The sequence below is a fragment of the Streptomyces sp. GLSS-08 genome (genome assembly GCF_056387915.1).
The window spans coordinates 12,628-24,368 of the sequence record NZ_JBWJAQ010000026.1 but is presented as its reverse complement, the minus strand read 5'-3'; the positions used below and the strand labels follow the sequence as shown (position 1 = coordinate 24,368).

Below are 11,741 nucleotides of genomic sequence, written 5' to 3'. Positions count from 1 at the left end.
CCACGCCCCTCGTCCCCCCGGAGAGGACCCCACCGTGCGAAGAACCCGCATCCTCACGGCCGTGCTGGCACTGGCGGCCGGTCTGCTGGCCGGCACCCCGCCCGCACTGGCCGCCGAAGCCCCGGCGGCGGCGGCAGGGAAGGCGGCCGTCGCCGCCGACACCTACACCTGGAGGAACGCGCGCGTCGACGGTGGCGGCTTCGTGCCCGGCATCGTCTTCAACCGTTCCGAGAAGAACCTCGCCTACGCCCGCACCGACATCGGCGGCGCCTACCGGTGGGTGCAGTCGTCGAAGACCTGGACGCCGCTGCTCGACTCGGTCGGCTGGGCCGACTGGGGACACACCGGGGTCGTCAGCCTCGCCTCCGACTCCGCCGACCCGGACAAGGTGTACGCGGCCGTCGGCACGTACACCAACAGCTGGGACCCGACGAACGGCGCCGTGCTGCGCTCCGCCGACCGCGGCGCGAGCTGGCAGAAGGCCGATCTGCCGTTCAAGCTCGGCGGCAACATGCCCGGCCGCGGGATGGGCGAGCGCCTCGCCGTCGACCCGAACAGGAACAGCGTGCTGTACCTGGGGGCGCCCAGCGGCAAGGGCCTGTGGCGCTCGACGGACTCGGGTGCGAGCTGGTCGCAGGTCACGAACTTCCCGAACGCCGGCACCTACGCCCAGGACCCGACCGACACGAGCGGTTACGCCAGTGACAACCAGGGCATCGTCTGGGTCACCTTCGACGAGTCCACGGGATCGTCCGGGCGCGCCACGCAGACCGTGTACGTCGGGGTCGCCGACAAGGACAACGCCGTCTACCGCTCGACGGACGCCGGCGCCAGCTGGTCCCGCCTGCCCGGCCAGCCCACCGGGTACCTCGCGCACAAGGGTGTTCTCGACGCCGTGAACGGCTACCTCTACCTCGCCTACAGCGACACCGGCGGCCCGTACGACGGCGGCAGGGGCCGGCTGTGGCGGTACGCGACCGGGACGGGGACCTGGACGGACATCAGCCCGGTCGCGGAGGCCGACACGTACTACGGGTTCAGCGGGCTGACCCTCGACCGGCAGCACCCCGGCACCGTGATGGCCACGGCGTACAGCTCCTGGTGGCCGGACACGCAGATCTTCCGCTCGACCGACCGCGGGGGCACCTGGACGAAGGCCTGGGACTACACCTCGTACCCGGACCGGTCGAACCGCTACACGATGGACGTCTCGTCCGTGCCCTGGCTGTCCTGGGGAGCCAATCCCTCGCCGCCCGAACAAGCGCCGAAACTGGGGTGGATGACCGAGGCGCTGGAGATCGACCCGTTCGACTCCGACCGGATGATGTACGGGACGGGCGCGACGGTCCACGGCACGGAGAACCTGACGAACTGGGACGGCGGAAGCAAGTTCACCATCACGCCGATGGTGCGGGGGCTGGAGGAGACGGCCGTCAACGACCTCGCCGCTCCCCCCTCCGGTGGCGCCCAACTCCTCAGCGCGCTCGGTGACATCGGCGGGTTCCGGCACACGGACCTCGGCAAGGTGCCGCCGATGATGTACACCTCGCCGAACTTCACCTCGACCACGAGCCTCGACTTCGCCGAGAGCGACCCGGGGACGGTGGTGCGCGTCGGCAATCTCGACTCCGGCCCGCACGTGGCCTTCTCCACCGACAACGGGGCCAACTGGTTCGCGGGCACCGACCCGGCGGGGGTGAGCGGCGGCGGCACGGTGGCCGCCGCCGCCGACGGCAGCCGCTTCGTGTGGAGTCCGGAGGGCACCGGGGTGAAGCACGCGAGCGGGTTCGGCACCTCGTGGTCCGCGTCGAGCGGCATCCCGGCCGGGGCGGTCGTCGAGTCCGACCGGGTGGACCCCAAGACCTTCTACGGATTCAAGTCCGGCAAGTTCTACGTCAGTTCCGACGGCGGCGCCACGTTCACGGCCTCGCAGGCGGCAGGCCTGCCGAGCGGGGACAGCGTGCGCTTCAAGGCGCTGCCCGGCACGAAGGGGGACGTCTGGCTGGCGGGTGGCGCGAGTGACGGCGCGTACGGGCTGTGGCACTCCACGGACGGCGGCGCGACCTTCACGAAGGTGCCGGGCGTCGACCAGGCCGACACCGTCGGCTTCGGCAGGGCGGCACCCGGCGCCTCGTACCAGACGCTGTACACGAGCGCGAAGATCGGCGGCGTACGCGGCATCTTCCGCTCCGCGGACAAGGGTGCCACCTGGACGCGCATCAACGACGACGCCCACCAGTGGGGCTGGACCGGCGCGGCCATCACCGGTGACCCGCGGGTGTACGGGCGCGTGTACGTGTCGACGAACGGGCGCGGGATCGTCTACGGGGACACCGCCGGCACCGGGGACGGCGGGGGCGGTACCGATCCGGTGCCGACGGGCGCCTGCGCGGTGACGTACAAGGTCACCAACCAGTGGGCGGGCGGCTTCCAGGCGGACGTGTCCCTCGTCAACACGGGCTCCGCCGCGTGGACCGGCTGGTCGCTCGACTGGACCTTCCCGGACGGCCAGAAGGTCACCCAGATGTGGAACGCCGACCCCACGCAGTCCGGTCCGGCGGTCACCGCGAAGAACCTCGGCTGGAACGCCCGGGTGGCGGCCGGCTCCACCGTGAGCTTCGGCTTCACGGGGAACTGGACGGGCTCGAACGGCAAACCGACGTCGTTCAGAGTGGGGGACCGGACCTGCACGGTGACCTGACGCGGCGGGGATCGAGCGCGGCCAAGATCCCGGCTCGCAGTCACACGTCTGCTCGAGAGCCTCGCCCGTGACGGGCGGGGCTCTTGCCGCGTCTGGGTGCCTGGCCGTGTCCGCGATCTGCCTCGCCGAGTACCACGTGGTCGCCCGGCGGGGCACGCGGGCCCCCGTCCGCGCCGGGCGGGCGGAGGCCTCGCGTTCGGGGCCCCCGGCCGGGGCCGGGCCGCCCCCCTCCTTCTTTCCTAGGGCGTGTAGACGGTCGGCCGGGGTGCTGTCCGCATTCCGCCGCCCAGGTGGTAGCTCGGGTGCGGGGGCTGGTTGTAGGCGGTGTTCTGCCAGGCCAGGCCCGTGCGGTACATGGTGTCGTGGAGGAGTGTCGTGATCCTCGTGGTGGTCTGCGTCGGGGTCGAGTAGATGCGCAGGGCCCTGTTGTCCGACGTGGGCCAGACGACCTCCTCGCGCCAGTCGCCGAAGAGGTCCCCGGACAGGGACGGGGTCGCCTTGGTGCCGTTGTTGGAGTGGACCGAGGTGCCCGTCAGGAGGCGGGTGTCGGACGACGTGCCGTACTTGTCGATGTGGGTGCCGTCCAGCAGTTCGCGGCTGGTGTCGCCGTCCCACCAGGAGAGGAAGTTGACGGAGGACGGCTCGCGGCCCTTGACGGCGCCGGACTCGTCACGGACCGACGTGTCCGCGGCGGACCACATCTCGGCTCCGTCGTTCCCCGCCCAGATGTCGGCCGCGACGCCGCGTCCGTTGTCGCAGCAGGCCGCGAGGCTCCAGTCGACGTGCCCGTTGGCGGGGTCGATGTACAGCTCGGCGGGCTGGGACGTGGACTCCGAGACCTTGAAGTACTCCAGGCCGGGGTGCGAGGGATCGAGGTCGCCCAGGTGCTGGGCGTCGCCGTGCCCGGTCCTCGTGGTCCACAGGCCGTTGCCGTTGTCGTCGACGGCCATCGCCCCGTAGACGATCTCGTCCTTGCCGTCGTTGTCGACGTCCCCGACGGACAGGCTGTGCGAGCCCTGGCCGTCGTACCCCTTGCCGCTGTTGGTCGAGGAGCTGGAGTCGAAGGTCCAGCGCCGGGTGAACGCCCCGTTGCGCCAGTCCCAGGCGGCGACGACGCTGCGGGTGTAGTAGCCGCGCGCCATGATCAGTGAGGGCCGGACCCCGTCCAGGTACGCGGTACCGGCGAGGAACCGGTCCACACGGTTGCCGTACGAGTCGCCCCAGGAGGAGACCGTGCCGCGGGCCGGGACGTAGTCGACGGTGCCCATGGCCGCGCCGGTCTGGCCGTTGAACATGGTCAGGTACTCGGGCCCGGAGAGCACGTACCCGCTGGAGTTGCGGTGGTCGGCGGAGGCGCTGCCGATGACCCTGCCCTGGCCGTCGGTGGTCGCGTCGGCCGTCTTCATGGCGACCTCTGCCCTGCCGTCGCCGTCGTAGTCGTACACCTGGAACTGCGTGTAGTGCGCGCCCGAGCGGATGTTCCTGCCGAGGTCGACGCGCCAGAGCCGGGTGCCGTCGAGCTCGATGCCGTCGACGATCGTGTTGCCGGTGTACCCGGACTGGGAGTTGTCCTTGGCGTTGGTCGGCTGCCACTTGAGGACGAAGTCGAGCGCGCCGTCACCGTCCAGGTCGCCGACGGAGGCGTCGTTGGCCTCATAGGTGTACGCGACTCCGTCGGGGGTCGTGCCGCCGGCGGGCGGGGTCAGGGGCACGTCCTTGTATCCCGTGCGGAACTGGATCGCGTGCACCGAGTCGGCCTGCTCCACGCCGTTCACGATCGCGCGGACGGTGTAGTCGGCGGAGTCCGGCGCCCCGGAGTGGAAGTAGTTCGTGGAGCCGGTGACGGGGGTGGAGTTGACCTTCGTACCGCCGCGGTAGACGTTGAAGGACACGTTGTCCGGGTCGGTGCCGAGCCAGCGCCAGCCGACCAGGTTGCCGTTGTCGGTGTGGACGCTGACCACACCGCGGTCGAGCTTCTCCACCTGGCGGGCGGTCGCGGCGGACGCCGTGCCGGCGGTCAGTGCGGTGAGTCCGGCGGCGGCGAGCGCGCCGCAGACGACGGTGGACAGGAGAAGGCGGGGGCGGGAGACCTTGCGTCTGCGGTGACTGTGCGAGTGCGGGTACTGCACGGTGGACACCTCCTGGGAGGAACAGACGAGCTCTGTGCCTCTCAGTCGCCGCCGCACGCACAGGAGTTGCCGTACCGGGCGGCCGAAGGTCCAGCGGTGTGAACGATGCGGATCACGCAGTTCCGCGGGTCCCAGTACCTCGCCCGGCCAGGACGCCTGCGTCGCCGACTCGCTCCCCGGGCCACCCGACGAGACGCCGGCGCCCGGCCAGGGCTGGACCGGGCGCGTGCCGCGCCGCTTCCTGAGCGGTGGGCGGCGCGTGCCGGGGCTCAGGTCCTGCGGAAAGCCCGCAGGGTGAACTGCGGTTCCGCACGCGGGACTTGCTGCCCGGGCAGAGCTTCGAGCCGCTCGATCAGCCGCTCGGTGGGCGGCCCGTCCGGCGGGAGTTGCGTGAACCAGCCGCGCCGCAGGTCCGCCACCGTGCCGCGGGGACTGCGCCCCTGGCCGCGCCCCGTGAAACGCGCCTGTCCGGCGGGAGCGAGGCCGTGCGCGAGGGCGTACGTCTCGACGCGCTCGGCCGCGTCCTGTGCGGGACGGGTCGGGCGCGCGGCCAGTACGGCGTCGATGTCGCTGCCCACGTCGTGGGCGGCGGCCTTGTCGACGGTGGTGACGTAGACGCCGCCGGGCCGCAGCACCCTCGCGCACTCGGCGACGACCGCGCGGACGTCCTTCGGCCCGTCCACGAGGTGCAGCAGCCACAAGGAGGTGACGGCGTCGAACGAGCGTTCCGGGAAGGGGAGTTCACGGCTGTCGGCGAGGACCACGGCCCCGGGTGTGCGTCGTGCCGCCATCCGCGTCATGCCGGGTGCCGCGTCCACCCCCGCCACGCTCAGCCCGGGCCGCCCGGCCGCGAGACGACGCGTCACGATCCCGGTGCCGCAGGCGACGTCGAGCAGCGTGCGGGCGTCCTCGGGCACCAGCCCGAGGACCGCGTCGGCGGCGGCAGCCGCCCGTGGCTCACCGCCCCGCGTCGCGTCGTAGGCGTCGGCTTCCTTGTCGTAGTCGAGCACGGTCTCAGCTCGCACCGTGCGCCGCGGCCAGTTCCTCCACCCGGCGGGCGAGTCCGAAGTCGAGGGCGGTGACCGCGCCGCCGGCGCTGTGCGTGTTCACGGTCAGGGAGACGGTGTCGTAGCCGAGCGTGAGATCGGAGTGGTGGTCGAGTTCCTCCTGCACCTGGGCGATGTGCACGACCATCGCCGTCGCCGCGAAGTGCGAGCCGAGCCGGTAGGAGCGGGCGATCCGGTCTCCCTCCAGGGACCAGCCCGGCAGCTCCGCCAGACGGTCCTCGATCTCTTTCGGCGACAACGGCTCGACGGCCATGACCTCGGTCCTTCCGTACGGCGGGCACCCGCAGTGGTGTTTCCCCGAGCCTGCCACAGGAGTGCGGCCGGCCGCGGGATCGCGCGCGGCACACGACTCGTTCGCGCGCATCCCCTCGACTACGGTCCTCCCATGACCAGAGTCACGTCCGATGCCGCCGTGCCCCCGACCACCGCACCGCACAGAGGCGTCGGCCCGCTGCTGCGGGGCTGGCGGGAGCAGCGGCGGGTGAGCCAGTTGGAGCTGGCTCTCCGGGCGGGGTCCTCGGCCCGGCACATCAGCTTCGTCGAGACGGGGCGTTCCAAGCCCAGCGAGGAGCTGGTGCTCCGGCTGGCCGAGCACCTGGACGTGCCCGTGCGGGAGCGCAACGCGCTGCTGCTGGCGGCCGGTTACGCGCCCCGCTACCCGCAGACGCCGCTGGACGACCCGGCGCTGGACGCGCTGCGCGAGGGCATGGAGCGCCTCATCCGGGGCTACGAGCCCTACCCGGCGCTCGTCGTGGACGCGATGTACAACGTGGTCGCGGCGAACCGGGGCGTCATGATGCTGCTCGGCGACATCCCCGAGTCACTGCTGACGCAGCCGCTGAACGCGCTGCGGCTTACCCTGCACCCGGAGGGTCTGGCCCCGCGCATCCGCAATCTCCGTGAGTGGCGCGGGCACCTGCTCGCCCAGGCGGGACGGCAGATCGCCCTGCACCGCTCGCGGCCGCTGCGGGAGCTGTACGAGGAGGTCGCCGCCTACCCGGTGCCCGCGTCCGAGGACACCGACGTGGTCGGACCGGCCGAGCCGGTGCCGTACTTCGCGCTGCCGATGCGGATCGAGCACGAGGGCCGGACGCTGTCCTTCATCTCCTCCATCTCCACCTTCAACACCCCCATGGACGTGACCGTCTCCGAGCTGGCCATCGAGACGCTGCTCCCGGCCGACCCGGCGACGGTCAAGTACCTGCACACGCTCACGCCCTGACGTGTCTTGAGGGCGGTGGGCTGGAACAGCGCGAAACCGGCCCGGGGTGAGGTGGGCGAGAGCGCCGCCGCGCTCCCGTCCGCACGGACACGGGTCGATCACCCGGCAGGTCATGCGACAGCGGGTGCGGTGGGGGTGTGACAGGGAAGTCGCCGTGGGCGCTGAGAGAAGCAGCGGAACATGGCACACTGCATCCGGACTTCGACGCGTAGGGGAGGCGTGGCGTTGAGTGAGCGGCGTCCTGCGCCCACCGTGGGGCAAGTGGTGCTCGGCAGGCGGCTCCAGGAACTGCGGGAGGCGGCCGGTCTGAGGCGCGAGGAGGCGGCGCGCGTGCTGCGCGTGGCCCCGGCGACCGTACGGCGCATGGAGACGGCCGAGGTCGCGCTCAAAATCCCGTATCTCCAGGTGCTGTTGGCGACGTACGGCGTGCCGGACGCCGAGGTGGCGGGCTTCGTCGCGCTGGCCGAGGAGGCGAACCGGGCGGGGTGGTGGCAGCGGTTCCACGACGTGCTGCCGGACTGGTTCAGCATGCACATCAGCCTGGAGGGCGCCGCCCGGATGATCCGGTCGTACGAGCCGCACTTCGTGCCCGGGCTGCTCCAGACCGAGGAATACGCGCGCGCCGTCATGGAGGCCGGGACCGTCGGACAGAGTGACCCCGCCGCCGTCGAGCGGTATGTCACCCTGCGCATGACCCGCCAGAAGCTGCTCACGCGCGAACAGCCGCCCCGCTTCTGGGTGATCATGGACGAGACGGTGCTGCGGCGTCCCGTGAGCACCCGCGGTGAGGTCATGCGCGACCAGATCGACCGGCTTCTCGAGGCGACCGAGAACGACGAGATCACGCTCCAGATCGCCGAGTACGCGGCCGGCCCGCATCCAGGGACGTACACGTCCTTCACGCTGTTCCGTTTCGCGGAGCCCGAGCTGCCCGACATGGTCTACAGCGAGTACCTGACCGGCGCCCTCTATCTCGACTCGCGCCAGGAGGTGGCCCATCATCTGGAGGTGCTGGACCACATGTCGGCGCGGGCGGCCTCCGCCGAGCGGACCAAGGCGCTGCTGCGGACGTACCGCGAGCGCTACTGAGCCGTCCGGCGATGTCCGGCGGTGTGCCGGGTCCCGTCCGGCGATGTCCGGCGATGTGCCGGGTCCCACCGAACGCCGCCCGGATCACGCCCGTTCAGCCCCGGGCCGTGTCTTCCGCTCCGCCCCTGCCTCCCCCGCCGCCCCTGCCTTCCCCGCTGCCCCTGCCGTCGCCGCCGCGCGTGTCTTCGCCGCCGTTCCCGTCGGCTCCGTTCCTGCTGTCGTCGTCGACGATCTCGGCGTCCACCACGCCGTCCTCGTCCACGGGCGCGGGCTCACCGGCCCGCTCCCGCGGCTGCTCGCACGGTGACCGCTGACACGGTGACTGCTGCTGGGCGTGCGCGTACATGGCCTGGCCCATCTGCCGGCTGACCGAGGCCAGCTTCTCCACGCCGGCCCGCAGCGCGTTCGTGTCGGCCGAACCGTCCAGCAGACCACGGAGGCAGTGGTGCGCGCGCCCTCGGCGTTGGCATCAGCGCCCTCCAGGACGGCCACCACCGAGTTCGTGGTACCCAAGTCGATCCCGACCGCACGTGCCATGTCCGTCCCCCTCCGACCCGGCCCTTCCCCTCTCCAGCTCAGAACTCGGGTACGGATCTGTCAATGCCGCGCACCAGACACGACGATGCCGCGCCCCGTGCGAGGAGCGCGGCATCTCGTGCGTACAGGGGTCAGGCGAGCTTGGCGGACACCGTGATCGTCGTGCCGGTGAGCGCCTGGCTGACCGGGCAGTTGACCTTGGCGTCCTCGGCGGCGGCGACGAAGGCCTCCTCGTCGATCCCCGGCACGGTGCCCTCGACCGTGAGGTGGATGCCGGTGATGCCCTCGCCGGGCTGGAAGGACACGTCGGCGGAGGTGACCAGCTTGGTCGGGGGCGTGCCTGCCTTGTCGAGGATGTTCGAGAAGGCCATGGAGAAGCAGCTGGAGTGGGCGGCCGCGATCAGCTCCTCGGGGCTGGTCCTGCCGTTCGCCTCCTCGGCGCGCGACGCCCAGGACACCGGCTGCTCTCCGATGCTGCCGGAGGAGTCGAAGGTGACGACGCCGTTGCCCTTGAACAGGCTGCCTTCCCACACGGTGTGTGCGGAGCGCGTGGTTGCCACGGTGAGTCCTTTCGGGTGGGGTCCCGTTCCCGGGCTTTCGTGCCCCCTATCCGATCACACTCCGGCTCGGGTGACGCGAAAGACCGGCCGCACGGTCGCGAGACCCGGGCAGCAACTCCGGTCTCCGGGCGGGAATGGCGGTGAACGCCGGCCTGCACGCAGGGCTCCTGGGGAGGCACGGCCTGACGCCCCCGCACGCGCCCCCCGGAGGAGTGGCCCGGCAGCGCGCCGTCACACGGCCCGCCGGTCCTTGTGCCGGGCCGCCTGCGGCACCCTGGGACCGTCGGACTCCCGCAGCCACCGCCGCAGTACGCGGTGGACCTGCTCGGCGCCGACCAGCTCGCCGCCGTCCTCGGCCGGCGGGGACAGCGTCACCGGCGCCATCAGGAAGGGACGCCCCTGGTCCCCGCCGAGCCCGCCGTGCGAACCGATCTGCTCCTCGAAGGCGAGGACTTCGCCCTCCTGCGGGTCGTACCAGGAGTTGACCATGATGTCGGCGGTGTGCGGGAACGCGTGCGTGCGCCGCACCGCTGCGGCGGCGCCCGGCCCGAAGTCGGCGAGCGGACCGGGGTGTGCGTCGCTCAGCTCGTCCACGGGCACTTCGGCGCCGTGCGCCCCGAGGACGAGGCCGCCGTGCTCCTCGCTCCGGACGAGCACGAAGCCGATGCCGGGATGGTTGGCGAGCGTGGACAGCAGCGCCGGGTGACGGCGGTCGATCTCCTCCCGGCTCATCCGGTGCGGCACGTCCGGGAAGGAGACGAGCCCGAGGTTCCCGGACGCCAGCACGAGGGGCTCCGCGCGGCGGTGCGAGGGACGGTACTGCTCCGCGTCCTCCTCGACCGGCCTGCGCAGCGCGGCCCGTACGGCGGACCGCGCCTCGGCGCCACTGTGGGTGCGCCGTGCCCGGCGCGGCACGGGCAGACCGCAGCCGGCCCGCACCAGACTGCCCAGGGTCAGCCCGTACCGGGTCAGGAAGGTCTCCCCCGGGCTCTGGCCGTGGTCGGAGAGCAGCACGATCCGGTACGGCCGCGGTGCGTGCTCGGCCACCTTGGCGATCAGCGCGAGGGAACGGTCGAGCCGCTCCAGGACCCGCTCGGCGTCACGGCTGCGCGGCCCGGAGTGGTGCGCCACCTCGTCGTACGCCACCAGGTCCGCGTAGACCGCGGCACGGCCGGCGAGCATGTCGCCGATGACGGCCGCGACCACGACGTCCCGCTCGACGACGGTCGCGAAGGCCCGGATGAACGGGTACAGCCCGCCGCGCTTGACGCGGGGCCTGCGCTTGCGGACGCGGGCCCGCGTGGACTGGCCGACCTCCCTGAAGACCTCCGCGACGAACGACATGGCGGTCCGCACGGCGTTGGCCGGGTCGCTGAAGTACGCGAAGTAGCCCGCCCGGGAGCGGTTGCCGCGGCCGCGCCTGGCCGCCATGGACAGCACCAGCGCGAGCTGTTCGGCGCCGCCGCTGAAGAGGTTGCCCCGGCTGGCGCCGTCGAAGGCGAGCAGGCCCCCGTCACCGGTGTGCTCGACCGCCCGGCGCTGCAGTTCGGCGGCGCTCGAGGGGCGGTTGCACACCATCACCTCGCCGCGGTCCTTCTCGTACCAGCGGAAGGCGGGGACGTCGTGGTTGGTGCCGTGCAGGATGCCGAGCTGGCTGGCGCCGGTCTGGCTGGACCAGTCGGTGCGCCAGGCGGTGAGCCGGTGGGTGGGTCCGCGGCCGGCTCGCGGCGGGATCCTGCGCCCGGCGGCCGGGCGCGCGCCGAGCCACTCGGCCACGGCCGGCATGACGCCCTTGCGCACCGCCTCCTCCAGCACGTCGTGGCCGACGCCGTCGAGCTGGAGGAGGACGGTGCCGGGAGTGGACGGGCCCGTCCGGCCGGACGCCCGCCGCCGCCGGTCCGCCAGGCGGTAGAGCCTGCGCCGGTACGCGTCGTCGTCCCGTACGACGAGGGCGGCGCCGGTGGCCGAGGCGACGGCCGACATCACGGCGGCGACCACCACGGCGGTCTCGGGGGCGGCCTCGCCCCGTCCCGAGGGGTTGATCCGCAGGGCGATCAGCAGCAGGGAACCGTTGAGGAAGAAGACCAGCAGTCCGAGCACGAGGGCGGGCACGAGGAGCAGCGCCCGGACGAGCAGCGGCCAGACCAGCGACGACAGCAGTCCGAAGACCCCGGCGCCGGCCGCCGCGGTGAGCGCGATCCGGGTCGCGCTGTCCCCGGTGTCCGACTGGATCTGGAAGTCGGGCAGCGCCCCGGCGAGCACGAGCATCGTGACCGTGGACGCGGCCCAGACGGTGACGCTCCGCCACACCCCGCTCAGCACGCTCCGCCAACGCCCGCCGCCCACGCCCAGCCACCTTTGCGTCCCGACCCGCCGGAACGCGAGCCCTCACGGCCCGCCCCGTGCGCGGGCCGCCTCCCAGCCTGTCACAACGCC

At 72.4% G+C, this 11,741-nt stretch carries 9 protein-coding genes and 1 pseudogene; 3 read left to right on the top strand and 7 right to left on the bottom strand.

Features of this window, described 5'->3' with window-relative positions; translation table 11 throughout:
- Positions 1 to 34: 34 nt before the first annotated feature.
- Positions 35 to 2,701 (top strand): cellulose binding domain-containing protein, encoded by a 2,667-nt coding sequence (locus AC0ZLC_RS30855; protein WP_476755230.1) that lies wholly within the window; start codon positions 35 to 37, stop codon positions 2,699 to 2,701.
- A 239-nt stretch (positions 2,702 to 2,940) separates the two neighbouring features.
- On the opposite strand, the gene AC0ZLC_RS30850 is transcribed toward AC0ZLC_RS30855, so the two are convergent.
- From AC0ZLC_RS30850 to AC0ZLC_RS30840, 3 genes are all read right to left on the bottom strand, one after another.
- The gene (locus AC0ZLC_RS30850; RefSeq protein WP_476755229.1) at positions 2,941 to 4,830 is read right to left on the bottom strand and encodes a rhamnogalacturonan lyase; all 1,890 of its coding nucleotides are present in this window, start codon (positions 4,828 to 4,830) and stop codon (positions 2,941 to 2,943) included.
- A 269-nt stretch (positions 4,831 to 5,099) separates the two neighbouring features.
- A complete protein-coding gene (locus tag AC0ZLC_RS30845; RefSeq protein ID WP_476755280.1) occupies positions 5,100 to 5,840 on the bottom strand; it encodes a class I SAM-dependent methyltransferase in 741 nt (246 codons plus the stop codon).
- A gap of 4 nt (positions 5,841 to 5,844) precedes the next feature.
- The gene (locus AC0ZLC_RS30840) at positions 5,845 to 6,150 is read right to left on the bottom strand and encodes a 4a-hydroxytetrahydrobiopterin dehydratase (protein ID WP_476755228.1); all 306 of its coding nucleotides are present in this window, start codon (positions 6,148 to 6,150) and stop codon (positions 5,845 to 5,847) included.
- A 132-nt stretch (positions 6,151 to 6,282) separates the two neighbouring features.
- On the opposite strand from AC0ZLC_RS30840, the gene AC0ZLC_RS30835 reads away from it, so the two are divergent.
- Both AC0ZLC_RS30835 and AC0ZLC_RS30830 read left to right on the top strand, forming a co-directional pair.
- Positions 6,283 to 7,119: a helix-turn-helix domain-containing protein gene (locus tag AC0ZLC_RS30835; RefSeq protein WP_476755227.1), complete on the top strand. Its 837-nt coding sequence runs from the start codon at positions 6,283 to 6,285 to the stop codon at positions 7,117 to 7,119.
- A gap of 225 nt (positions 7,120 to 7,344) precedes the next feature.
- Positions 7,345 to 8,208 (top strand): helix-turn-helix domain-containing protein, encoded by an 864-nt coding sequence (locus tag AC0ZLC_RS30830; protein WP_476755226.1) that lies wholly within the window; start codon positions 7,345 to 7,347, stop codon positions 8,206 to 8,208.
- A gap of 94 nt (positions 8,209 to 8,302) precedes the next feature.
- Here the strand turns inward: AC0ZLC_RS30830 and AC0ZLC_RS30825 are convergent, their stop codons facing one another.
- The 4 genes and pseudogenes from AC0ZLC_RS30825 to AC0ZLC_RS30810 form a co-directional block, all read right to left on the bottom strand.
- Positions 8,303 to 8,596, bottom strand: a complete 294-nt coding sequence (locus AC0ZLC_RS30825; protein ID WP_476755286.1) for a hypothetical protein — start codon at positions 8,594 to 8,596, stop codon at positions 8,303 to 8,305.
- A 35-nt stretch (positions 8,597 to 8,631) separates the two neighbouring features.
- Positions 8,632 to 8,745 (bottom strand): annotated as a pseudogene (locus tag AC0ZLC_RS30820) (Hsp70 family protein); the annotation flags it as partial.
- 131 nt (positions 8,746 to 8,876) lie between these two features.
- Entirely contained in the window at positions 8,877 to 9,305 is a 429-nt protein-coding gene (locus AC0ZLC_RS30815; protein ID WP_476755225.1) for an OsmC family protein, read from the bottom strand.
- A 231-nt stretch (positions 9,306 to 9,536) separates the two neighbouring features.
- Complete coding sequence (locus AC0ZLC_RS30810) at positions 9,537 to 11,651, bottom strand: phage holin family protein (protein ID WP_476755224.1); 2,115 nt, start codon at positions 11,649 to 11,651, stop codon at positions 9,537 to 9,539.
- Positions 11,652 to 11,741: the final 90 nt, after the last annotated feature.

Bases quoted from the DNA above. Each gene is read 5' to 3' on its own strand.
- AC0ZLC_RS30840 (WP_476755228.1), bottom strand. From the start codon at position 6,150: ATGGCCGTCGAGCCGTTGTCGCCGAAAGAGATCGAGGACCGTCTGGCG.
- AC0ZLC_RS30835 (WP_476755227.1), top strand. From the start codon at position 6,283: ATGACCAGAGTCACGTCCGATGCCGCCGTGCCCCCGACCACCGCACCG.